The following is a 20,680-nucleotide window of genomic DNA, read 5'->3' on the forward strand; positions in this document are numbered from 1 at the left end:
CGCCCCGGGACGACACCGAGTTCAGAACGCAAACTGCGTGCGCATCGCGACCGCGTCGAACTTCGAGCCGGCATCGGCGGTCGAGACCGGCGAAGCCTGTCGCGACACGGTGCCGTGCAGATAGTCCAGCATGAAGCGGACATTGCCGTTGACGTACCAGTTGAGCGCCAGCGTGTAGACGGTCTGCCGGCCGCCGGCGACGCCGGTGGCGGTTGCGAGCTGATCGTTGAGGTCGATCGTCGAGAACCGTCCCGCGATTTCCCACGCGCCCCAGCCGCCGCCGTCGAGCGAGAACGGATGCGCCGGCTTGACGCCATGATAGGCGGCGTTCGCCGCATTGTAGGTCCGGCCTTCGCCCGTCAGCACATAGCCGGCCTGCGCATAGCCGCCCTGGAATTTCAGGCTCGGTGCTCCCACCAGCGGCGCGCTGGTGTTGGCGGTGCGGTCGACATTGTACCAGAAGTACTCGCCCTGGACGATGAGGGGTCCGTAGGTCGCCGCCGCCTCCACGCTGTAGACCTGCGCGCCAGAGGCATTGGCGATGGCGCCGGTGGAGATCAACGTGGTCGGGTCGAGGCGCAATTCCGGACGATCGCTGAGCGTGACGGTCTGGGTGTTGGCGATCAGATTGCGCGGCGGCTGAATCAGCCATTGCGCATTGGCGCCGATATGCACGGAGTAATCCTTTGCGCTGATGGGATTACCGGCCACGCGGGCGACCGCGCCATATTGCTCGCTCGTGCCAGGAGGCGAGACACTCGAGGCGGAGTGGATCGCGCCGGTCGAGGGTCCCGTGATATAGCCGCCGATCCAGAGCTGATCGTTGTACCAGCGCGCACCCGCTGCGGAACGGAAGTCGCCGGCAGCGATGTTGGTCGCGATCACGCCGGGGGAGGCACGCTCCATGAACATGATGTCGTTGGAGCTGGTGGCCTCGTCCATGGTGTAGGGCAGGTCCATGATGCCGGCCTCGATCGCCATCCGCCCGCCGAACGGTTTCAGGCCGGTATAGCTGAGATAGGCGTTCTCGACGCCGGAGAGGCCGCCGCCCGGCAGCGAGCCTGGCGCGGCGCCGCCAAATCCGTCGGAGGAGCCGCCGAAATCGTAGACCAGCGCGAAGTTCCAGTCGTTGAAGAACTTGCCGGTGACGCCGATGCGCGCGCGGCGGACGTTCTGGCCGCTGTCGAGCTTCTGCGGCGCGGTCGCCGCCGTGTTGGGCCGATAGTCGTAGCCGCCGACATCCCAGTGCAGGCGGCTGATGATGCCGACGCAATTGGCCTGGTCGGCGGTGCAGATCGTCGGGCGGTTGTTCGGCATCGTCACGACGACGCCGGTTGCCGGGGCCGGCCCCTTGACGGGAAGCGCCGCATTGGCGTTGGCAACGACCGCCTTTGCCTCCGAGCGCGCCTCGGCTTTTGCTTCGGCCTTTGCTTCGGTCCTGGCCTTCGCCGCGGCCGCAACGTTCGCCGCGGTTTGGCTCTGAAGCTTGTCGAGCTTCTGCTCCAGCAGCTTCAACTGCTGCTTCAGCAGCGCGATCTCCTGCTCGCTGCTGCTTGCCGATTGGGCCTGGGCTTGCGAGGCGGCCAGCGCGCCGGCGAGACCAATCGCCGTGGCCGCAATTCTTGTCCTGCTCACGTCATCACTCCATCGGTTGGACCAACTTCCCCAAGTCGTAGGCGCGGAGCCTAAGAGCGCTCGATGACTGCCCCGCGACGGCAAGCCTCGGTTGCGCTGGTTCCCGCTGATGTAAATTCGTCGCAACCGAATCCGCCGAGAGCGAGCATGCAAGATGATGCGTGTCATGCCAATCGGCCCTGCCGGCAAGTTGTCGTTTCGCACGCCCGGCTCGGGCGCGAGCCGTCGGAATGAGGCCGAATATTGCCGCCCCGCGCCCTTCTATTGAGGGGCGAACGCGCCTATATTCCGGCGTCTTTTCCAAGAGGTAGGAATGTTTCGATCGATCTGGACCGCCGCCGTCACGGCCTTGTGCATAACCTTTTCCGCCCAGTTCAATCTGGCCTCAGCGCAGGACCGTCGCGTCCCGTCCTCGCAGGCCGAGCTGCGGCTGTCCTATGCGCCGATCGTGCAGCGCGTTCAGCCGGCCGTCGTCAACGTCTATGCCGCCAAGGTGGTGCAGAACCGCAATCCGCTGCTGGACGATCCGATCTTCCGCCGCTTCTTCGGCGTGCCGGGCCAGCAGCCCGAGCAGGTGCAGCGCTCGCTCGGCTCCGGTGTCATCGTCGATACGTCCGGGCTCGTCGTCACCAACGTCCATGTCATCGAAGGCGCCGACCAGGTGAAGGTGTCGCTGTCGGACAAGCGCGAATTCGAGGCCGAGATCGTGCTGAAGGATTCCCGCACCGATCTTGCGGTGCTGCGCCTGAAGGATTCGAAGGAGAAGTTTCCGGCGCTCGAATTCACCAATTCGGATGAGCTGCTGGTCGGCGACGTCGTGCTGGCGATCGGCAATCCCTTCGGCGTCGGCCAGACAGTGACCCACGGCATCATCTCGGCGCTTGCGCGCACGCAGGTCGGCATCACCGACTATCAGTTCTTCATCCAGACCGATGCGGCGATCAATCCGGGCAATTCCGGCGGTGCGCTGGTCGACATGAACGGCCGGCTCGCCGGCATCAACACCGCGATCTACTCGCGCTCCGGCGGCTCGCAAGGTATCGGCTTTGCAATTCCCGCCAACATGGTGCGCGTCGTCGTCGCCTCCGCCAAGAGCGGCGGCAAGGCGGTGAAGCGGCCATGGTTGGGCGCAAAGTTGCAGGCGGTGACGCCCGAGATCGCCGAGAGTCTCGGCCTGCGCTCGCCGACCGGTGCGCTGGTCGCGAGCGTGGTGTCGGGTGGCCCTGCGGCAAAGGCCGGCCTGAAATCGTCCGATCTCATCACCGGCATCGACGGCCAGACGGTGGACGATCCCAATGCCTTCGATTATCGCTTCGCCACCCGTCTGCTCGGCGGCACCGCGCAGATCGACGTGCAGCGCGGCGGCAAGCCGCTGAAGCTGACGGTGACGCTGGAGACTGCGCCCGACACGGGACGCAATGAGCTCGTCGTCACCGCGCGTTCGCCGTTCCAGGGCGCGAAGGTTTCGACCATCACGCCGGCAGTCGCCGACGAGCTGCGTCTGGACGCCGACACCGAAGGCGTCGTGATCACCGAGCTCGCCGGCGACAGCGCGGCAGCGAATGTCGGATTCCAGAAGGGCGACATCATCCTGGCCGTCAACAACCAGAAGATCAGCAAGACCGGAGACCTCGAGAAAGCCGCAGCCGAGCGGGCGCGGATCTGGCGCATTACGCTGGTGCGTGGCGGCCAGCAGATCAACGTCACGCTGGGCGGATGAGTCCGAAGCGACCACAAGAGACGCCAACGCTCTTTGCCGCGGCGGGGCTCGACCACGATGCGCCGCATCCGCTGCCGGATCGCTTGCGCCCGCGCCTGTTGTCGGAGGTCGTCGGCCAGGACCATATCCTCGGCCCCGACGGCGCGCTGACGCGCATGCTGGAGACGCGCACGCTGGGCTCGCTGATATTCTGGGGACCGCCCGGCACCGGCAAAACCACGGTGGCGCGGCTGCTGGCGGATGCCACGGACCTGCATTTCGAGCAGATCTCCGCGGTGTTCTCCGGCGTCGCCGACCTCAAGAAAGCCTTCGACGCCGCGCGCGCACGCCGCGAGATGGGCAAGGGCACGCTGTTGTTCGTCGACGAGGTCCACAGATTCAACCGTGCCCAGCAGGATTCGTTTCTGCCGGTGATGGAGGACGGCACCGTGGTGATGGTGGGCGCCACCACCGAGAACCCGTCCTTCGAGCTCAACGCGGCGCTTCTTTCGCGCGCGCGCGTCCTGGTGTTCCGCTCGCTCGATGCGGCCGCGATCGAAAAGCTGTTCGCGCACGCCGAGGCGGTCGAGGGCAGGAAGCTGCCGCTCGACGCGGAAGCGCGCGCCGTGCTGGTGCGCATGGCCGACGGAGATGGGCGGGCCTCGTTGACGCTCGCCGAAGAGGTCTGGCGTTCGGCGCGGGCGGACGAGATTTTCAATGCCGCGCAATTGCAGGAGATCCTGCAACGCCGCGCGCCGATCTACGACAAGTCGGCTGACGGCCATTACAACCTGATCTCGGCGCTGCATAAGTCGGTGCGCGGCTCCGATCCCGATGCCGCGCTATATTATCTCGCGCGGATGCTGGACGCCGGCGAGGATCCGCTGTTCCTGGCCCGCCGCGTCGTGCGCATGGCGGTGGAGGACATCGGGCTGGCCGATCCGCAAGGCCTCGTCATCGCCAACGCGGCCAAGGACGCCTTCGACTTTCTCGGCCATCCCGAGGGCGAGCTCGCCATCGCGCAGGCCGTGGTCTATCTCGCCACCGCACCGAAATCGAATGCGGTCTACACCGCCTTCGGCACGGCGATGCAGGTCGCCAAGCAGGCCGGCTCGCTGCTGCCGCCAAAGCACATCCTCAATTCCCCGACCAAGCTGATGAAGTCGGAAGGCTACGGCGCAGCTTACGAATACGACCACGACACCCCCGAGGCCTTCTCCGGCCAGGACTATTTTCCGGAAGCCCTGGGCCGCCAGACCTTCTACGACCCGCCCGAGCGCGGCTTCGAGCGCGAGATCCGGAAGCGGCTGGATTACTGGGCCAAGCTGCGCAAGGAGCGGGGCGGGAAGTAGATATTCCTGGCGGCTTTACTATTTACGTAACCCGTAAATCCCGCTAACGTGATACGCATGATCGTCAGCTACCGCGACAAGCGCACTGAGCGATTTGCCGCTGGCCAGCACGTCAGGGAATTCTCGGGATTTGCCCGCCAAGCAGAAACGCGCCTTGATCGATTAGACGCGGCAACGAGTTTGGCTGACTTGGCGGCCTTCCCCGGCAATCGACTGGAAGCTTTGAAGGGCGATCGTGCAGGACAATTCTCGATCCGGATCAACGATCAATGGCGGATCTGCTTCAGTTGGTTGGAGGGAGCGCTTGGTCCAACTGACGTAGCGATCGTCGACTATCACTGAAGGAAGTCTATGCCCCGCACGCCCATTCATCCCGGTGAGCATCTCGCCGAAGAACTGCGCGAACTCGACATCACAGCCGCAGAGCTGTCGCGCCAGATCGACGTGCCGGTCAATCGCATCACAGGGATCATCAACGGGCAGCGTGGCATCAGCGCTGACACGGCGCTGCGCCTGGGTCACTGGTTCGGCACCAGCCCGCAATTCTGGATGAACCTGCAGCAGCAATATGAGCTGCGGATGGCGGAAAAGGAGGTCGGCGCGCAGGTTGCGTCGCTGCCTCGCCGCGCCAATGCGCCATCGACACGAAAGCTTGGAAAGACCGCATGAGCCGCCGCATCAAGAGAATGAACCCGAAGCCGCGCTCGCGTGACGAGCGTGATGAGTCACGTCCGCATCAGGCGCGGGGCGCGAAGAAGGCCGGGCCGCGTCCGGGCGGCAAGCCTGGCGGTAAGCCGCCGCGCTTTGCCGGTGAGCGTGCCGACCGGCGTGCGCCCGAACGGGTCGAGCGGCGCCCGCCTAAAGCCGCCCTGGAAAGGCCTGTTCCCGAAAAACCCGTCGAAGTCTTGCTGCCGACCAAGGTCCAGACCGTCAAGGTGACGGCGGACGAGAACAACATGCGTGTCGACCGCTTCCTCGAGGCGCGCTTCCCCGGCCTGTCGTTCTCCCATATCCAGCGCGTCGTCCGCAAAGGCGAACTCCGCGTCGACGGCAAGCGCGTCGACAGCAAGGACCGCCTCGAGGAGGGGCAGAGCGTCCGCATCCCGCCGCTGAAGCTCGATGCGCCGAAGGTCGTCGGCGAGCTCTCGGACGCGGCGCAGAAGACGCTCAAGGCGCTGAAGGAGATGACGATCTACGAAGACGACGACGTCCTCGTCCTCAACAAGCCGGCCGGCCTTGCCGTGCAGGGCGGCTCGGGCATGACGCGGCACATCGACCAGATGCTCGAGGTGATGCGCGATGCCAAGGGCCAGAAGCCGCGCCTCGTGCACCGCATCGATCGCGAGACCTCGGGCTGCCTCCTGGTCGCCAAGACGCGCTTTGCGGCTTCGCATCTCACCGGCGCGTTCCGCTCGCGGTCGGCGCGAAAAGTCTATTGGGCGCTGGTGCCGGGCCTGCCGAAGCCGAAGCAGGGCCGCATCTCGACTTTCCTCGCGAAGGAGGAGAGCGAGGACGATACCATCATGCGCATCGCCCAGCACGGCGACGAGGGCGCCAGCCACGCGGTGACCTATTACGCGGTGGTCGAGACCGCCGGCAACAAGCTGACCTGGGTGTCGCTGAAGCCGGTGACTGGCCGCACCCACCAGCTGCGCGCCCACATGGCCCATATCGGCCATCCCATCGTCGGCGATCCCAAATATTTCAACATCGAGAATTGGCAATTGCCGGGCGGTCTGCAGAACCGGCTGCATCTCTTGGCACGCCGCATCGTCATTCCGCATCCGCGCGGCGGCGTGATCGACGCCACCGCGCCGCTGCCGCCGCACATGCAGCAGTCATGGAACCTGCTCGGGCTCGATGCCAGCCGGTTTGATCCGATCGAGAACGCGCCGGAGGAATAGCCGGGTTGAATGAGGGCGGTGGAGGCACGACATGTCCCCCATGACACGGCTCTCGATCTGTCTTGTGGTGTTGGCCGCGCTAGGGGCGTGGCTGCCTGCCCACGCGCAATATGTGCTGCCGGGCGCCTCACGGCTCGCTCCACCGCTGCCGACGCCACCACCGCCGCCGAAGATCGAGGTGCCCAAGGTTCCGCAGTTCGACGCGCCGCCGCGCTACAACTTCCAACCGCTGCCGCGCAATTCGTTCAGCGACCGCGTCACAAAATGCCTCGACGACGCCGCTGCCGCGGGGCTGGGCCCGGCCGATCGCGGCACGTATGCGCGAAGCTGCGCGAACTAGCAGCACTGATGGACGTCCTGGCGAAGCCATTACGACACAGGTAACGTGACGAACGACAAGGATCGAAAGACCGATGCGCGAATTGTTCGAAGAAGCCGCAAGCCAGCCCCCGCCGGACCCGCGGGAATCGGCGCGCGCCTCCGCGCGCACGCCGCTGCGCAAGCGCTTCTACAAGGAGGCCGGCGTCACTGACGCCGATGGCGGTTTTGCCGTCACGCTCGATGGCAGGCCGATCCGCACGCCGTCCGGCCGCCAGGTGGTGATCCCGGCGCGGACACTCGCCGATGCCGTGGCCGCGGAATGGGCGGCCCAGGGCGAGAGCATCGATCCGGTGAGCATGCCGCTGACGCGGATCGCCAACAGCGTGGTGGAAGGCGTCGTCGACCGCGTCGGGCTGGTCAGCGATGATCTCGCCAAATACTTCGAGTCCGACCTGCTGTTCTATCGCGCCGGCCACCCCGAAGGGCTGGTCGCCCGCGAGGCGGCGCATTGGGACCCCGTGCTGTTCTGGGCGGCGGAGGCGCTGGGGGCGCATTTCATCCTGTCCGAGGGCGTCATGCACGTGAAGCAGCCGGACGAGGCACTCCGGATCGCACGTGCCGCGCTGCCCGAGGACGCCTGGTCGGTCGCCGCGCTCCATGTGGTGACGACCCTGACCGGTTCGGCACTGCTGGCCTTGGCACTGGCCCATGGCGTGCGCGATGCCGGCCAGGTCTGGGCCGCCGCCCATGTCGATGAGGACTGGAACGCCGAGCAATGGGGCGTGGACGAGGAGGCCGCCGCCCGCCGGGCCACGCGGCTGCGGGATTTCGAGGCCGCCGTTACGGTCTTGGCGGCGGCCAAGGCGCCCGCGGCCGGAGGTCCTTAACGAGAGGTTTACGCCGCAGGCGTTAGGGTGGCTGGTGTTCCTTCCCGTGCTCCCTTGGGCTCCCTGAGATGCCGACGCCGGTCACTCCCATCCCTCGCGTCAGTGCCGCCAGCCCTGTAGCTGATGCGACGACGCCTGACCTCGCGCTCCAGGCCGGCAGCGTCGTGAACGCACGGGTCGTCAGCGTGATGGCCGACAATCTGGTGCGGATCGCGATCGCCAACCTCTCGATGGACGTGATGTCGGAAGTGGCGCTGACACCGGGGCAGAATCTGCAGCTCGCGGTGTCGAAGAGCGACGGCACCATCCGCCTTGCGATCATGAGCGGTGCAGGCGAGGCGACGCCCGATCAGGTCACGCTGACGCCTCGCGCTGCCTCGCTGGTGGAAAGCCCGCCGCTCGCGCCGTCCGCGACGCGCAATACGCTCACGCCGTTGGAGCAGGTCGCCGTCAGTGCAGCCTCGGCCGAGGCTGCGGCCAAGCAGGGCAGCCAAGCGCCGCTGTTCGCCAATCTGGCGGCCGTCGTCACCGGCAGCGATTTGCCGGCGGGCCTGAAGCAGGCGGTGCTGAACGTGCTGGCACAGCAGACGCCGCTCGACCCCGCGCTCGATGGCGGCGGCATCGAATCCGCCTTCCAGAAGTCAGGGCTGTTCCTCGAGGCTTCACTGGCCGCAGGCACGGCGCCGTCCGGGGCCGTTCCGGACTTGAAGGCGGCGCTGCTGGTGTTGCGCCAGACCTTGGCCACGATTGGGACGGCCGCGCCGCAGAGCCAGGGCGCCGCGATCCCGGCGGGCTCCGCGGCGACACCGCAGGCCGCCGCCGCGCCGGCTCAGCCGGCCGTATCGCCGTCGATCGCTCCCGCAACTGCGCAACAGTCGCGCAACGCCAATCTCGCAGCGGCGGTGCTGGGCGACTTGGCAGCCGACGCGCCGCAACTGGCGATGCCGCGCATGTCCGCCGGCCTTGCCGCGAGCCTGCTGCAGGAGGTCACGCAAAACCTGCCGCGCCTGACCGGCAATGTGCCCGGCTCCAATAAAGCGGTGCCCGACGGCGAGATCTTCGAGGCGGCGGCGCGTGCGACACCGCCGCCGTTCCGTGGCGCGCTGCCCTCGGCGCAATCCATCGCTTCGCCATCGCTCGCGCCGGATACGCCGCTCGCTGCGACCGTGCATCGCCTGCTCGACGAGACCGACGCCGCGATCGCGCGGCAGACCCTGCTTCAGGTCGCATCGCTCCCCGATCGGGCCGACGCCGGCGGTCACCGCGTTGATCCGAATGTGCCGCAGTGGAATTTCGAGATTCCGTTCGCGACGCCGCAAGGCACCGCGATGGCGCAGTTCGAGATCTCGCGCGATGGCACCGGCGAATCCGCCGATGCCGCCAGGCAAGCCTGGCGCGCGCGCTTCACGCTCGATGTCGAGCCGGCGGGCCCCGTCCACGCGCTGATCACGCTGAGCGGCGACAAGACCTTCGTGCGGATGTGGGCGGAGCGGCCGACAACCGCGCAGCAGCTCCGCGCCGGCATCGGTGAGCTCAACCAGGCTCTGGTGCGGGCCGAGCTCAAGCCCGGCGACATCCTGGTTCGCGACGGCACACCACCGCAACCGGCGCCGGCCCGCGCCGGCCATTTCCTGGATCGCGCCACATGAGCGACCCGTCCAAGCTCGCGATCGCGCTGCATTACGAGAGGGGCTCCGGCGCGCCGGTCGTCGTCGCCAAGGGCAAGGGCACCATCGGCGAAAAGATCGTCGAGATCGCCAAGGCCCACGACATCCCGATCGAGGAAAACGAGGTCCTGGCCGGCGCGCTGTCCAAGGTCGAGCTCGGCGAGGAGATCCCGCCCGACCTCTACAAGGCCGTCGCCGAGGTGCTGGTGTTCGTGCTGCGGCTGTCGGGCCGAGGGCGGTAGCCCGTCATCGTTTCACCACGTGGCGCCGCCATGTTGCCGACGTGTTGCTCAATTCAGGATGCCTCGCTTGCTGACCCGCCGCTCCACTCTCGGCCTTCTCGCCGCATCTGCCGTCCTGCCGCGACGCGCGCTCGCTCATGTCGCGCCGCCGCGCAACGAGATCCGTGACAGTCTCGCAAAGCGATTCACCGACCTCGGCACATCGGGCACTTTCGTCGGCTACAAGGTGGAGGATTATCTGGTCGTCGCCAGCGACAAGGATCGCTCGGGCGAGGGCAAGCTGCCGGCTTCGACCTTCAAGATCCCGAACTCGCTGATCGCGCTCGAGACCGGCGTCGTCGCCGACCCCGACAAGGACGTCTTCCCCTGGGACGGCGTGAAGCGTCCGATCGAAGCCTGGAACAAGGATCACACGCTGCACAGTGCGATCGCCGTCAGCGCGGTGCCGGTCTATCAGGAGATCGCGCGCCGGATCGGCCAGGAGCGCATGCAGAAATATCTCGACGAACTCGACTACGGCAATCGCGACATCGGCGGCGGCATCGACCAGTTCTGGCTCACGGGGGCCTTGCGCATCGATCCGGTCGAGCAGATCGATTTCGTCGACCGGCTGCGCCGCCGCGCGCTGCCAATCTCGAAGCGAAGCCAGGACCTCGTCGCCGACATCCTGCCGGTGACCAAGGTGGGCGACAGCGTCATCCGCGCCAAGTCCGGCCTGCTCGGTGCAGAGCGCGGCGAGCCGTCGCTCGGCTGGATGGTCGGCTGGGCCGAGAAGGGCGAGGCCCACACCGTGTTCGCGCTCAACATGGATTGCAAAGAGCCGCGCCTCGTCGCCGAGCGCATGTCGCTGACGCAAGCCTGCCTTGCCGAGATCGGTGCGATCTAGCTCTGTCTTGAGCAGCCCTCGTAGGGTGGGCAAAGGCGCGTAGCGCCGTGCCCACGAGCTCTTTTCATCATTCGCAATTCGTGGGCACGCTACGCTTTGCCCACCCTACGGCACTGCGTGCGGAGCAGGCGCATTCAACCCGGCTTGAACAACGCCTGCAAGAACTCCTGCACCGCCTTGCGCGCCTCGGCGGCCGTCTTCGGATTGCCGCCGACATGCGGGTTCAGCTCGACACAGGCGTCCTTGTAGGTGAAGGGCGCGTTGGTACCGCCGTTCATGAGCACGCCGCCGTCACCTTCCTTGATCTTGCCGTCGGCATCGGATCCTCCCCAATGATTTTGGATAACTAGACCAACGCGCCGGCACGCTGTCAATTTGACGCGGGCCACCTGAATGCCTCAGGCGGTGTCCGTCTTCTTCGCGGTCAGCGCCTGGTCGATTGCAAAGCCGCCGATCTCGCTCATCGCCTGCGAGATCACGTCGCCCTTGCGGGCAAAGCCGCTGGAGAGATAATCGAACTGCGTCCGCGCCAGCCGCAGCACCTCGATCGGCACCGAGACCGCGGTCTCGTTGAAGCTGTCGACCGAAGCGCGCAAGCTGTCCAGCTCGGTCGCGAGCTTGACGATATGGCCTTCCGCATCCTGCATCAGGCCGATCAGCCTGCCGCGCTCGGCATCGAAGGCGGCATGCTCTGCTGCGGCTGCCGCGGTGACCGCGGCCAGCTGCGCCCGCAGCACCTCGATCTGGCCGACCATGGCGTCGGAGGCGAGCTCGGCGGCCTCGCGCAGCTCGGCGTTGCGCGTGCTCTCGATCTGCTGCTCGTGATACAGCCGCTCGGCCGACATCGCCCGCTGGCCGAGTTGCTCGATCAGGCTCGCGGCGCGCAGCAGCATCTCGCCATTCCGCCTCGACACCATGCCGGCCAAGCGCCGCAGGAAGCCGACGGTCTCTGACGATGAGCTTGGCGGCAGGGGAACGACCGTCGCGGACATGAGTGATGCCTGGGGCAGGGCGTGGTGACCGCCGCCGTACCAACTGGGCTCACGCAACATTCGGCGCCTGATCGCAAGCGCGAAGCAAGCCTGAATCGGCAGCCCCGGTCAACCGGGCCAGGGCACCAATTTCGCGGGCAGCGGCTCGGATCAGGCGCTCGTCTGCGCGCCGTCCAGGCCGAGATGGCGAAGCTCGACCGCGGCACGTCCGGTCATTCCCGCCTCCAGCCTCGGCTACCCGGCAAAACTCTGGAATTCCTTGCGCTTTCCCGCTGCCTCAGGGCAGACCTGCGACGCGGAAAGGCGCTTTCCGGCTTGCAAAATGCCGTGTTAGAACCCCCGGCATCGCTTAAGGCTTAAGAACTGGCGGGAGCAAATGAAACACATCCTGGACGCCCTTGAAGATCGTCGCGCCGGTGCCAAGCTCGGCGGCGGGGAGAAGCGCATCGAGGCGCAGCACGCTCGCGGCAAGCTGACCGCGCGCGAGCGCATCGAGCTCCTGCTCGACAAGGGATCGTTCGAGGAATTCGACATGTTCGTCGAGCACCGCTCCACCGAGTTCGGCATGGAGAAGAACAAGATCCCCGGCGATGGTGTCGTCACCGGCTGGGGCACCGTCAACGGCCGCAAGACCTTCGTGTTCGCCAAGGACTTCACCGTCTTCGGCGGCTCGCTGTCCGAGACCCACGCGCTGAAAATTACAAAACTCCAGGACATGGCGATGAAGGCGAGGGCGCCCATCATCGGCCTCTATGACGCGGGCGGTGCCCGCATCCAGGAAGGCGTCGCCGCGCTCGCCGGCTATTCCTACGTGTTCCGCCGCAACGTGCTCGCCTCCGGCGTGATCCCGCAGATCTCCGTCATCATGGGCCCCTGCGCCGGCGGCGATGTCTATTCGCCTGCCATGACCGACTTCATCTTCATGGTGAAGAACACCAGCTACATGTTCGTCACCGGCCCTGACGTGGTGAAGACCGTCACCAACGAGGTCGTCACGGCGGAAGAGCTCGGCGGCGCCTCGGTGCACGCCACGCGCTCCTCGATCGCGGACGGCGCCTTCGAGAACGACGTCGAGACGCTGTTGCAGATGCGCCGCCTGATCGACTTCCTGCCGTCGAACAACACCGACGGCGTGCCGGAATGGCCGAGCTTCGACGACATCGGCCGGGTCGACATGTCGCTCGACACGCTGATCCCCGACAATCCGAACAAGCCCTACGACATGAAGGAGCTGATCCTGAAGGTCGTGGACGAGGGCGACTTCTTCGAGATCGCGGAAGCCTTCGCCAAGAACATCGTCACCGGCTTCGGCCGCATCGCGGGCCGCACCGTCGGCTTCGTCGCCAACCAGCCGATGGTGCTGGCCGGCGTGCTCGACTCTGACGCCTCGCGCAAGGCCGCGCGCTTCGTCCGCTTCTGCGACGCCTTCAACATCCCGATCGTCACCTTCGTCGACGTCCCGGGCTTCCTGCCCGGCACCGCGCAGGAATATGGCGGTCTGATCAAGCACGGCGCCAAGCTCTTGTTCGCCTATTCGCAGTGCACCGTGCCGCTCGTCACCGTAATCACCCGCAAGGCCTATGGCGGCGCCTTCGACGTCATGGCCTCCAAGGAGATCGGCGCCGACATGAACTACGCCTGGCCGACTGCCCAGATCGCGGTGATGGGCGCCAAGGGCGCGGTCGAGATCATCTTCCGCTCCGACATCGGCGATCCCGACAAGATCGCCGCGCGCACCAAGGAATACGAAGACCGCTTCCTGTCCCCCTTCATCGCCGCCGAGCGCGGCTACATCGACGATGTCATCATGCCGCACTCGACAAGGAAGCGCATCGCGCGGGCGCTGGCGATGCTGAAGGACAAGAAGGTGGAAGCGCCGGCGAAGAAGCACGACAATCTGCCGTTGTAGGGAAGAGCGTCAATCGCAGCATGGTGGCCGAACCAGACGATGCTCCAGTTGATCACTTTCCCAGAAAACCGTCTGAGGTCAGGGAAGCTCTCCGAGCGATTTGGTGTCGTCACTCGGTAATAAAAGACGGGGAGCCCTCGCCTGGAGAGGGAGTGCCCCACTTGGTTCCTTGGGCACTTTCTAAATCAAGGAAAATGCCAAAAAAGCTTCGGCTCTGGCTCATGATCTATGACGAGAGCGTCGCTTGGATGTGCTATTTGCACTTCAGCTGCGAGCTAAGCTTATCTCGTAGATCACAGTTCAAACATCGCGAGCTTGTTCTTGCGATCTATCGGCTCTCTGGCCGCATTGCGTCGGATCTTTACGCCGTTCGCAACTTAGTTTGCTGCGGTCTTGAACCGGCGGCTAGGGTTGTTCTTCGGTCCGCAATGGAGCACGTGGATACAGCTTCCTTGCTTCTATTAACGCCCGATCGCGCATCCGATTTCATGTCGACCAACGATCCGTTAGCAGGGAATGCATTCTGGCATCGCCATTTATCCAAGGAGAAGCTCCGAAACACAATCCGACACTATTTTAACTCTCTGGACGAAGACATGGCCGCTGAACTTCTAGCGCACCGTGAACATCGAAATTTCTTGTACGGAGTCGCGGTGCATCCGTCGGTCTACACATGCGATATGTCATTGTTCTCTCCGGAGGCAATGAAGCGCGCTACCAAGCACATTGGCATTGGGTATCCAACGGATATTTCGTGCAATACTTTGCATGACGCAATTTGGTCGGTCTTCGAATTTGGCATTATTCTGAAGAAGCAAGTTGTGGATCCCATTGCGGCGCGAGAAGCTTTCTTTCGAAGAGGTGTCGATCCGTTTTTTCGTAACGTGGTTCGAGAAGGACCTTCGGTATTTTTCGCCATTCTGCGGACGGTCAATCATCCGTCTATGGAAACGACCTATCATGACCTCATCGGGCCGAGTTAGAGATGGATGATCACTCGCAGTTCGCCTCGATAGTGATGAGCTATAGTCGCGCTCACCTCGCTAACTGGACTTGTCTATCGCGCAAGTGAATTTGATGACCGACGCCGACCCGACCGACGAAATCTCCGACATCGAGGATCGCATCGAGCGGCTGGCCGAGATTGCCGAGCGCTGCCGGAAGTACATCCTGGCGTCGAAGATCGCGATCGGTGGCGGGGGCACGCTGCTGGTGGTGACGATCCTCGGCCTGTTCGGCTTCGGTCAGACCGCAGCGCTCGGCTCGATCGCCCTGGTGCTGGGCGGGATCGTCTCGCTCGGCTCGAACGTGAGCACGCTGCGGCAGACGGAGGAGGCGATCAGTGCTGCGGAGGCGCGGCGCGCAGCTTTGATCGGGCGCATCGACCTGCGCGTCGTCGCCGATGCGCCGCTGAAGCTGGTGTAACGGGTAGGGTGGATTAGCGACAGCGTAATCCACCGAGGTATGTGTCACCAGATGGAGAAGTGGCGGATTACGCTTCGCTAATCCGCCCTACGTATCTCCCCGCACGCCTCACGCGGCCTGCTTGACTGTCAGCTCCGACAATTCCGTGCGGCATTCGGCGGCGAAGGCTTGCAGCCGCTCGGCGGTCTGGCGGTCGAGGATGGCCTTGGCCAGGCGCTCGGCGCGGGCGATCTGTCGCTTGAGATATTCGATGCGGACCATGGGTCACCTTTCGATTGCTTCCGTCCGGTGCTGGCGACTATAGGCCGGGTGCTGGATCGATTATGTGAGGCGGATCACGTTCCGCGGGCCTTATCCGCCGCAGCGAAATGCGCCAGCTGGTCGGCGTGCGCCTTGAGGAAAGCCGGACGGCCGATGGCGCGCGCGACGTAGGCGCGGCAGGCGGGGCTGTCCGCGAGGCCGCCGAAACCATCGACGACCCGCAGCACGTCCGCCATCAGGATGTCGGCGACGGAGAACGAGCCGGCCAGCCATTCGCGCCCCGCAAGCACCGGCTCGAGATGCTTCAGCCGCAGCTTGAGGAAGTCGTCGACGAATTTCCACGCCGCCGTGTCGGTCGGATGTCCCATGAATTTCGACATTGCCCAGGGCAGGCTCGCCATCTCCACCGAATTGAGCGCCGCGAACACCCATTCCGTCGTCTCGATGCGGCCGCGCGGACCTGCCGGCATCAGCTTGTCGCTGAGGCCGCCGAGGTGCAGCAGGATCGCGCCGCTCTCGAAGATCGAGAGGTCGCCGTCGGTCAGCCATGGCACCTGGCCGAACGGCTGGTGCGCGAAGTGCGCGGGCCCCCGATCGTCGAACGGCGCGCTGGCGACGCGATAGGGCAGGGCGGCCTCTTCGAGCGCCCAGCGCACGCGGAGGTCGCGCACGAAGCCGCGCGGCGGTTCGGGAACCCAAGCGAAGGTGGTCAGGGTGAGGTCGGCCATGTGCTGTCTCCGTGTCCAGGTTCGAAGCAGAGGACGGGCGAAGGGCGCCCATTCCGACACCTGTGCCAACTCTTTTTGTCGCGGGCGCCGCAAGCGGCTAGTCTCGGTTCAAACAACCAGGAGGAAACCCGATGCCCGCTGCCATTTTTGTCGTCCGCGCCGTCGTCCCTGACGCCGAAAAGCGCGCCGCTTTCGACCGATGGTACGAGACGGAACATCTGCCCGACGCGGTGAAGGCGTTCGGCGTCAGCAAGGCGTGGCGGTTCTGGAGCCTCGATGATCCCTCGCTGCACCAGGCGATGTATCAGTTCGATGACGAGGCCAAGCTCGCGGCGATGCTGAAAGGCGACGCGCTGCAAAAGCTGGTCGCTGATTTCAACCGCGACTGGCCCGACGTGAAGCGCTCGCGCGAGACATTGGTGCTGGCGCAGGCGTTCGCGACTTAGCGACGTCCTGTAGCCCGGATGGAGCGCAAGCGTAATCCCGGTCTTGTATGACGCACGAACCTGGATTGCGCTGCGCTCCATCCAGGCTACGAAATCTTCATCTTGGTGGCTGCGAACCTGAACGCACTTTTCAGCTTCGGTTCATGCCGTCACGGCGACACTCCTTCTGCATCACAAGCACGATGATCCAAGAAGGAAGAAGCCATGGAGCGCCGGAATTTTCTGAAACTTGCATTGGGACTGACGGCCGGAGCGGCGGCCTTCGCCGCGACCGCTGCGCAGGCTGCGCCGTTGTCACCGCAGCCGGTCGGCGATCCCAAGCGCATGCCGGAGGGCAATCCCGACGCTCATCCTGCCGTCACCACCAGCGAGGAAGCCGGCGAGCTGAGTCCCGAGCAGGTGCACTGGCGTGGCCATCACCGCCACTGGGGCTGGCGCCGCCGTCATTGGCGCCGGCATCACCGGCGCTCGCACCGTCGCCATTACTGGTGAGCTTACGGCACAAAGTGAATTGGGCGGGGATCGCAGCCGGCGGTCCCCGCCTCATTTTGAGGCGCTTCAGTATCGCTGCGAATCGACGGCACTACCCCGAAAACGACAATGGCCGCGCAGGCTTTCGCCGCGCGGCCATCTTGCGAGGAAGTGATCAGTAGGGGCGGCAGCGGCCGGCGTGCCAGTGGAGGCCATAGGGGCACACGCGGGCGCGGGGCACGACGACGACCGGCGGGGCGACATACACGGGGGCCGGGCGCACCACGACCGCGCCGCGCATCGGGCGGCAATTGCCATAGGGACCGCGATAGAACCCTCGGCCGCAGCCCTCGGCGGCGCTGGCCGTCTCGCCGAAACCGACGACCGCGCTGGCCAGTATGGCGGCGGCGAACAGATATTTCATTTGATCTTCCTTCTCGTTTCTGGGGCAAGTCTTTGGGGGCGGCTAGCGGCGCACAAAGAATCAGCAGACGCGATTCGACATGTCGAATCTTGCAACACATCGGCACGACGCGATCCAAACCTGCCAATCATGACCTGAATGCGGCATGAACGTTTCCCGCATGCGGCTTGAGGCGACAGGGATGGCGCCGGCAGCCGGGAAGGCCGGCGCCAGATCCCCGCTTGCAGGAGGCGCAATCGCATCTGGCGCTTTGCGCGAGCTGAGCGCGCGCCCGTCCTTCGAGACGGCCGCGTCGCGGCCTCCTCAGGACGAGGCTAAGCAGCATTGGTGCTCGTTGAAACTCGCGCCGCGCGCCCGGTCCTCATCCTGAGGGCCCGCCAACGGCGGGCGTCTCGAAGGTTGGCCACAGGCGAGATCGCTCGCATATGCGATTCTCCCGCCGCGCTGTGGGAAGCAATGGAGCGCGCAGGTCAGTCCTTGCCGTTGCCGAACAGCGCGGCAAACTGCTTCTCGCCGGTGCGGGTGAAATTCACGACGCGGCTGCCGGGCGTCGTGTCGCGTGCCGCCCATTTCAGCTCGGCGAAGCGCTGCATCATGGCGGCCCCCAGCGTGCCGGCGAGGTGATGCCGCCGCTCGCTCCAGTCGAGGCAGGCCTTGCACACCGGGCGCCGCGGGTGGGCGAGCATGTCGGGCGAGATCTGCAGATGCTTGGCCAGGAAGCGCTCGCCCTCGGCGGTCAGCTCGATGTCCTGCTTCTTCTGCCTGACCAGATTCCGCTCGCGCAAGGAATCGAGCATCTGCACGCCGAGATCGCCGGCGAGATGGTCGTAGCAGATCCGCGCGCGCCGCAGCGCCGGATCCTTTGGCCCGGTGCGCACCCGCATATGGCCGGTCCGCGCCGCAAGTCCGGCGAGGCCTTCGAGCACGCCGGCGACGTCGTCGTCGGTGAGGCGATAGTAGCGGTGGCGGCCCTGCTTCTCCGGCTCGATGAGACCGCCGGCCTCGAGCTTGGCCAGATGCGAGCTCGCGGTCTGCGGCGTGATGCCGGCCTCCTGCGCCAGCTCGCTCGCGGTCAGGGCGCGGCCATTCATCAATGCGGTGAGCATGTTGGCGCGGGCGGGGTCGCCGACAAGGGAGGCGACCATCGCGATGTCGGGGCCTGATTTCATGCTTCGATGGTAGCCGAAGCATCGCGGCCGGGCAAGCGCATAGCGTGTTGCTTCAAGCACAGGAACCCATCATGCCCGTCACCGTCTTCATCCGCTACCAGCTCGATCCGTTCAAGCGCGCGCAGTTCGAGGAATATTCGAAGCGCTGGCTCACCATCATCCCGAGATGTGGCGGCGAGTTGATCGGCTACTTCATGCCGCACGAGGGCACCAACAATATCGCGTTCGCCCTGATTTCGTTCGAGAGCCTTGCAGCGTACGAATCCTATCGCAAACGGCTGCGCGCCGATCTCGACGGCACCGCAAATTTCAACTTCGCGGAGGCGGAGAAATTCATCCTCGCGGAAGAGCGCACCTTCCTGCGCAAGGTGGTATTGTAGCCTGCCAACAGCAGGAGATGCCCATGATTGCCGTGATCTTCGAGGTCTGGCCCAAGCCGGAACACCGCCAGGATTATTTCGACCTCGCAGCCGACCTGAAGCCGCTGCTGCAAACCATCGACGGCTTCATCTCGGTCGAGCGTTTCGAGAGCCTGACCGAGAAGGGCAAGATCCTGTCGGTGTCGTTCTGGCGCGACGAGGCGGCCGTCGCCGCATGGCGCAACACGATGGAGCACCGCCGCACCCAGGCCAAGGGCCGCGCAAAAATCTTCGCCGACTATCATCTGCGCATCGCCAGCGTGATCCGGGACTACAGCATGAGCGACCGCGAGCAGGCGCCGAAGGATAGTCGCGCCGTGCACGACGCGCACTAGCGCCGGCGTGAATGCGCGCTTATGTCATCGCGGCAAACAGGGGAGAGAAACATGCATGTGACAACTGCTGACAAGCGCGCGACCTTCAAGAAGATGCACGAGAGCGGCTGCTTCATCCTGCCCAATCCGGTCGACGTCGGTAGCGCCAAGGCGTTGCAGCATCTCGGCTTCAAGGCGATCGCCTCGTCGAGCGCGGGCTTTGCCTGGACCATCGGCAAGGCCGACAACCACGTCACGGTCGAGGACGTCTGTCAGCATCTGGCAGCATTGAGCTCGGCCGTCGACATTCCCGTCAACGCCGATTTCGAGGGCGGATTTGCGGTCGAGCCGGACAGGGTCGCGGACAACGTCGAGCGCTGCGTGCGGACCGGCGTTGCCGGCCTGTCGATCGAGGATTCCACCGGCGACAAAGCCAAGCCGCTCTATGATCGCACGCTCGCGGTCGAGCGCATCAAGGCCACGCGCAAGGCGATCGGCGACAGCGGCACGTTGCTGGTCGGCCGCTGCGAAGCCTATTTGTGGGGCGTGACCGATCTCAAGCTGGTCATCGACAGGATGACCGCCTATGCCGACGCCGGCGCTGATTGCCTTTATGCGCCGGGTCTGAAGACTCGCGAGGACATCAGCGCCGTGGTGAAGGCTGTCGCACCAAAGCCGTTCAATCTCCTGATCGGCGCGTCCGGCCTGTCGCTGAAGGAAGCCGAGGATCTCGGCGTGCGCCGGATCAGCGTCGGCGGCTCGCTGGCCCGCGCCGCCTGGGGCGGCTTCATGCGCGCGGCAAAGGAGATGGCAGAGAAGGGGACGTTTACCGAGCTCGGCAGCGGCTATCCCGGCGGCGAGCTCAACAAGATGTTCAGCTGAGCAAACGAAAGCCGCCCGAAACGAAGAGCGGCGAGACATGAGTCCCGCCGCTCTCTCATCCTCTTGGTGTCATGCCCCGCGGAGGCGGGGCATCCAGTACGCCGCGGCCTTTCGATTCAACCACGACTGTCTCGGAGTACTGGATCGCCCGGTCAAGCCGGGCGATGACAGTTGTGCGTGAAGCCCGTTACTTCGCGCCCTCAGCCGGCGGCGTCTGCGCATCCGGGGCCGGCCTGGTCGGCGCGGCGCCCGTGGTCACGCCCGGCGCGGTGTTGGTGCGCGGCGTCACGTCGCGCATGCCGGGAGGCGCGGCCGGATTGGCCGGCTGCGTCTGCGCCGTCTGCGAGGCCGGCGGGTTGCTGGCCTGATTGGTCGTGCTGGTATTGTTCAAGCCGTAGAACACGGCGCCAAGCACCAGTGCGATCGCCACGGCGAACAAGGCCACCTTGCCGCTGGAGGCGGGGCCTTCGCCGAGCTGGGGATCGGCCTGAAGGTCGGCATCCCGGCGCGCCGTGCGAAGATCATCGTCGGCGAGGTTCGGGCGGTACGGATCGTTGGGAAAACGGTCGTCAGCCATCGATTGGGTCTCCTCGGTTATGACGCCCGGACAACCCGTGGATGCGAGATTCTGTTCCGCGCCGCCTTGT

Annotated in this window: 25 protein-coding genes and 1 pseudogene; 18 read left to right on the top strand and 8 right to left on the bottom strand. The window is 65.4% G+C overall.

Going from position 1 to position 20,680, the window contains the following annotated elements; all coding sequences use genetic code 11:
• Positions 1-21 precede the first annotated feature (21 nt).
• Entirely contained in the window at positions 22-1,635 is a 1,614-nt protein-coding gene (locus tag DCM80_RS25110; protein ID WP_257194189.1) for an OprO/OprP family phosphate-selective porin, read from the bottom strand.
• Between the two features lie 313 nt (positions 1,636-1,948).
• Between DCM80_RS25110 and DCM80_RS25115 the strand changes: the two genes are divergently transcribed.
• The 10 genes from DCM80_RS25115 (at position 1,949) to blaOXA (ending at position 10,593) form a co-directional block, all read left to right on the top strand.
• Positions 1,949-3,355 (top strand): DegQ family serine endoprotease, encoded by a 1,407-nt coding sequence (locus tag DCM80_RS25115; RefSeq protein ID WP_257194190.1) that lies wholly within the window; start codon positions 1,949-1,951, stop codon positions 3,353-3,355.
• Positions 3,352-4,686: a replication-associated recombination protein A gene (locus DCM80_RS25120; RefSeq protein WP_028137003.1), complete on the top strand. Its 1,335-nt coding sequence runs from the start codon at positions 3,352-3,354 to the stop codon at positions 4,684-4,686. The genes DCM80_RS25115 and DCM80_RS25120 overlap by 4 nt, the downstream gene beginning before the upstream one ends.
• 57 nt (positions 4,687-4,743) lie before the next feature.
• Positions 4,744-5,028 carry a type II toxin-antitoxin system RelE/ParE family toxin gene (locus DCM80_RS25125; protein ID WP_257194191.1) on the top strand — a complete coding sequence of 95 codons (285 nt, stop codon included), beginning with the start codon at positions 4,744-4,746 and terminating at the stop codon, positions 5,026-5,028.
• Positions 5,029-5,037: 9 nt separating this feature from the next.
• A complete protein-coding gene (locus tag DCM80_RS25130) occupies positions 5,038-5,355 on the top strand; it encodes a HigA family addiction module antitoxin (RefSeq protein ID WP_257194192.1) in 318 nt (105 codons plus the stop codon).
• Positions 5,352-6,590: an RluA family pseudouridine synthase gene (locus DCM80_RS25135; protein WP_257194193.1), complete on the top strand. Its 1,239-nt coding sequence runs from the start codon at positions 5,352-5,354 to the stop codon at positions 6,588-6,590. Before DCM80_RS25130 ends, DCM80_RS25135 begins: the two co-directional genes overlap by 4 nt.
• Positions 6,591-6,621: 31 nt before the next feature.
• The gene (locus tag DCM80_RS25140) at positions 6,622-6,930 is read left to right on the top strand and encodes a hypothetical protein (protein WP_257194195.1); all 309 of its coding nucleotides are present in this window, start codon (positions 6,622-6,624) and stop codon (positions 6,928-6,930) included.
• Between the two features lie 73 nt (positions 6,931-7,003).
• Entirely contained in the window at positions 7,004-7,798 is a 795-nt protein-coding gene (locus DCM80_RS25145) for an ATP12 family chaperone protein (RefSeq protein WP_257194196.1), read from the top strand.
• A gap of 68 nt (positions 7,799-7,866) precedes the next feature.
• Positions 7,867-9,447, top strand: coding sequence for a flagellar hook-length control protein FliK (locus tag DCM80_RS25150; RefSeq protein WP_257194197.1), 1,581 nt, complete (start codon positions 7,867-7,869; stop codon positions 9,445-9,447).
• On the top strand, positions 9,444-9,707 hold the full coding sequence (locus tag DCM80_RS25155) for an EscU/YscU/HrcU family type III secretion system export apparatus switch protein (protein ID WP_028136997.1): 264 nt from the start codon (positions 9,444-9,446) through the stop codon (positions 9,705-9,707). The genes DCM80_RS25150 and DCM80_RS25155 overlap by 4 nt, the downstream gene beginning before the upstream one ends.
• A 58-nt stretch (positions 9,708-9,765) precedes the next feature.
• Positions 9,766-10,593: a class D beta-lactamase gene (gene blaOXA / locus DCM80_RS25160; protein WP_257194198.1), complete on the top strand. Its 828-nt coding sequence runs from the start codon at positions 9,766-9,768 to the stop codon at positions 10,591-10,593.
• 134 nt (positions 10,594-10,727) lie between these two features.
• On the opposite strand, the pseudogene DCM80_RS25165 reads toward blaOXA, so the two are convergent.
• Together DCM80_RS25165 and DCM80_RS25170 are read right to left on the bottom strand one after the other, a co-directional pair.
• Positions 10,728-10,901 (bottom strand): annotated as a pseudogene (locus tag DCM80_RS25165) (carboxymethylenebutenolidase); the annotation flags it as partial.
• Between the two features lie 90 nt (positions 10,902-10,991).
• Complete coding sequence (locus tag DCM80_RS25170) at positions 10,992-11,585, bottom strand: hypothetical protein (protein WP_257194199.1); 594 nt, start codon at positions 11,583-11,585, stop codon at positions 10,992-10,994.
• A gap of 376 nt (positions 11,586-11,961) precedes the next feature.
• Between DCM80_RS25170 and DCM80_RS25175 the strand changes: the two genes are divergently transcribed.
• The 3 genes from DCM80_RS25175 to DCM80_RS25185 all read left to right on the top strand — a co-directional run bounded on the left by DCM80_RS25175 (position 11,962) and on the right by DCM80_RS25185 (position 14,919).
• Positions 11,962-13,494, top strand: a complete 1,533-nt coding sequence (locus DCM80_RS25175) for an acyl-CoA carboxylase subunit beta (protein WP_257194200.1) — start codon at positions 11,962-11,964, stop codon at positions 13,492-13,494.
• A 221-nt stretch (positions 13,495-13,715) separates the two neighbouring features.
• Positions 13,716-14,477, top strand: coding sequence for a hypothetical protein (locus DCM80_RS25180; RefSeq protein ID WP_257194201.1), 762 nt, complete (start codon positions 13,716-13,718; stop codon positions 14,475-14,477).
• A gap of 94 nt (positions 14,478-14,571) precedes the next feature.
• Positions 14,572-14,919 carry a hypothetical protein gene (locus DCM80_RS25185; RefSeq protein WP_257194202.1) on the top strand — a complete coding sequence of 116 codons (348 nt, stop codon included), beginning with the start codon at positions 14,572-14,574 and terminating at the stop codon, positions 14,917-14,919.
• A 108-nt stretch (positions 14,920-15,027) separates the two neighbouring features.
• On the opposite strand, the gene DCM80_RS25190 is transcribed toward DCM80_RS25185, so the two are convergent.
• Both DCM80_RS25190 and DCM80_RS25195 read right to left on the bottom strand, forming a co-directional pair.
• On the bottom strand, positions 15,028-15,180 hold the full coding sequence (locus tag DCM80_RS25190) for a hypothetical protein (protein ID WP_257180518.1): 153 nt from the start codon (positions 15,178-15,180) through the stop codon (positions 15,028-15,030).
• Between the two features lie 74 nt (positions 15,181-15,254).
• Positions 15,255-15,908, bottom strand: a complete 654-nt coding sequence (locus DCM80_RS25195) for a glutathione S-transferase family protein (RefSeq protein WP_257194203.1) — start codon at positions 15,906-15,908, stop codon at positions 15,255-15,257.
• A gap of 131 nt (positions 15,909-16,039) precedes the next feature.
• Here DCM80_RS25195 and DCM80_RS25200 point away from each other — a divergent pair, with 131 nt between their 5' ends.
• Positions 16,040-16,354, top strand: coding sequence for a hypothetical protein (locus DCM80_RS25200; RefSeq protein ID WP_257194204.1), 315 nt, complete (start codon positions 16,040-16,042; stop codon positions 16,352-16,354).
• A gap of 204 nt (positions 16,355-16,558) precedes the next feature.
• Positions 16,559-16,846 carry a twin-arginine translocation signal domain-containing protein gene (locus DCM80_RS25205; RefSeq protein ID WP_257194205.1) on the top strand — a complete coding sequence of 96 codons (288 nt, stop codon included), beginning with the start codon at positions 16,559-16,561 and terminating at the stop codon, positions 16,844-16,846.
• A gap of 154 nt (positions 16,847-17,000) precedes the next feature.
• On the opposite strand, the gene DCM80_RS25210 is transcribed toward DCM80_RS25205, so the two are convergent.
• Both DCM80_RS25210 and DCM80_RS25215 read right to left on the bottom strand, forming a co-directional pair.
• Positions 17,001-17,249, bottom strand: a complete 249-nt coding sequence (locus tag DCM80_RS25210; RefSeq protein WP_257194206.1) for a GCG_CRPN prefix-to-repeats domain-containing protein — start codon at positions 17,247-17,249, stop codon at positions 17,001-17,003.
• Between the two features lie 470 nt (positions 17,250-17,719).
• Complete coding sequence (locus tag DCM80_RS25215) at positions 17,720-18,418, bottom strand: winged helix-turn-helix domain-containing protein (protein WP_257194207.1); 699 nt, start codon at positions 18,416-18,418, stop codon at positions 17,720-17,722.
• 71 nt (positions 18,419-18,489) lie between these two features.
• Between DCM80_RS25215 and DCM80_RS25220 the strand changes: the two genes are divergently transcribed.
• From DCM80_RS25220 to DCM80_RS25230, 3 genes are read left to right on the top strand one after another with little or no spacing between them, the layout of a single operon-like run.
• Positions 18,490-18,798, top strand: coding sequence for an NIPSNAP family protein (locus DCM80_RS25220; RefSeq protein WP_131867649.1), 309 nt, complete (start codon positions 18,490-18,492; stop codon positions 18,796-18,798).
• A gap of 23 nt (positions 18,799-18,821) precedes the next feature.
• Positions 18,822-19,172: an antibiotic biosynthesis monooxygenase gene (locus DCM80_RS25225; protein ID WP_028136985.1), complete on the top strand. Its 351-nt coding sequence runs from the start codon at positions 18,822-18,824 to the stop codon at positions 19,170-19,172.
• Between the two features lie 51 nt (positions 19,173-19,223).
• Complete coding sequence (locus DCM80_RS25230; RefSeq protein ID WP_257194208.1) at positions 19,224-20,033, top strand: oxaloacetate decarboxylase; 810 nt, start codon at positions 19,224-19,226, stop codon at positions 20,031-20,033.
• A gap of 187 nt (positions 20,034-20,220) precedes the next feature.
• Here DCM80_RS25230 and DCM80_RS25235 read toward each other — a convergent pair whose 3' ends face one another.
• Complete coding sequence (locus tag DCM80_RS25235) at positions 20,221-20,610, bottom strand: hypothetical protein (protein WP_257194209.1); 390 nt, start codon at positions 20,608-20,610, stop codon at positions 20,221-20,223.
• Positions 20,611-20,680: the final 70 nt, after the last annotated feature.

The sequence above is a fragment of the Bradyrhizobium sp. WBOS08 genome (assembly GCF_024585125.1).
Taxonomy (GTDB): domain Bacteria; phylum Pseudomonadota; class Alphaproteobacteria; order Rhizobiales; family Xanthobacteraceae; genus Bradyrhizobium; species Bradyrhizobium japonicum_B.

Coding starts and splice junctions, on each gene's coding strand:
- DCM80_RS25180 (WP_257194201.1), top strand. CDS start 13,716: ATGATCTATGACGAGAGCGTCGCTTGGATGTGCTATTTGCACTTCAGC.
- DCM80_RS25195 (WP_257194203.1), bottom strand. CDS start 15,908: ATGGCCGACCTCACCCTGACCACCTTCGCTTGGGTTCCCGAACCGCCG.
- DCM80_RS25155 (WP_028136997.1), top strand. CDS start 9,444: ATGAGCGACCCGTCCAAGCTCGCGATCGCGCTGCATTACGAGAGGGGC.
- DCM80_RS25115 (WP_257194190.1), top strand. CDS start 1,949: ATGTTTCGATCGATCTGGACCGCCGCCGTCACGGCCTTGTGCATAACC.
- DCM80_RS25230 (WP_257194208.1), top strand. CDS start 19,224: ATGCATGTGACAACTGCTGACAAGCGCGCGACCTTCAAGAAGATGCAC.
- DCM80_RS25175 (WP_257194200.1), top strand. CDS start 11,962: ATGAAACACATCCTGGACGCCCTTGAAGATCGTCGCGCCGGTGCCAAG.
- DCM80_RS25135 (WP_257194193.1), top strand. CDS start 5,352: ATGAGCCGCCGCATCAAGAGAATGAACCCGAAGCCGCGCTCGCGTGAC.
- DCM80_RS25125 (WP_257194191.1), top strand. CDS start 4,744: ATGATCGTCAGCTACCGCGACAAGCGCACTGAGCGATTTGCCGCTGGC.
- blaOXA (WP_257194198.1), top strand. CDS start 9,766: ATGCCTCGCTTGCTGACCCGCCGCTCCACTCTCGGCCTTCTCGCCGCA.
- DCM80_RS25170 (WP_257194199.1), bottom strand. CDS start 11,585: ATGTCCGCGACGGTCGTTCCCCTGCCGCCAAGCTCATCGTCAGAGACC.
- DCM80_RS25200 (WP_257194204.1), top strand. CDS start 16,040: ATGCCCGCTGCCATTTTTGTCGTCCGCGCCGTCGTCCCTGACGCCGAA.
- DCM80_RS25150 (WP_257194197.1), top strand. CDS start 7,867: ATGCCGACGCCGGTCACTCCCATCCCTCGCGTCAGTGCCGCCAGCCCT.
- DCM80_RS25210 (WP_257194206.1), bottom strand. CDS start 17,249: ATGAAATATCTGTTCGCCGCCGCCATACTGGCCAGCGCGGTCGTCGGT.
- DCM80_RS25225 (WP_028136985.1), top strand. CDS start 18,822: ATGATTGCCGTGATCTTCGAGGTCTGGCCCAAGCCGGAACACCGCCAG.
- DCM80_RS25190 (WP_257180518.1), bottom strand. CDS start 15,180: ATGGTCCGCATCGAATATCTCAAGCGACAGATCGCCCGCGCCGAGCGC.
- DCM80_RS25205 (WP_257194205.1), top strand. CDS start 16,559: ATGGAGCGCCGGAATTTTCTGAAACTTGCATTGGGACTGACGGCCGGA.
- DCM80_RS25215 (WP_257194207.1), bottom strand. CDS start 18,418: ATGAAATCAGGCCCCGACATCGCGATGGTCGCCTCCCTTGTCGGCGAC.
- DCM80_RS25235 (WP_257194209.1), bottom strand. CDS start 20,610: ATGGCTGACGACCGTTTTCCCAACGATCCGTACCGCCCGAACCTCGCC.
- DCM80_RS25130 (WP_257194192.1), top strand. CDS start 5,038: ATGCCCCGCACGCCCATTCATCCCGGTGAGCATCTCGCCGAAGAACTG.
- DCM80_RS25140 (WP_257194195.1), top strand. CDS start 6,622: ATGTCCCCCATGACACGGCTCTCGATCTGTCTTGTGGTGTTGGCCGCG.
- DCM80_RS25120 (WP_028137003.1), top strand. CDS start 3,352: ATGAGTCCGAAGCGACCACAAGAGACGCCAACGCTCTTTGCCGCGGCG.
- DCM80_RS25145 (WP_257194196.1), top strand. CDS start 7,004: ATGCGCGAATTGTTCGAAGAAGCCGCAAGCCAGCCCCCGCCGGACCCG.
- DCM80_RS25220 (WP_131867649.1), top strand. CDS start 18,490: ATGCCCGTCACCGTCTTCATCCGCTACCAGCTCGATCCGTTCAAGCGC.
- DCM80_RS25185 (WP_257194202.1), top strand. CDS start 14,572: ATGACCGACGCCGACCCGACCGACGAAATCTCCGACATCGAGGATCGC.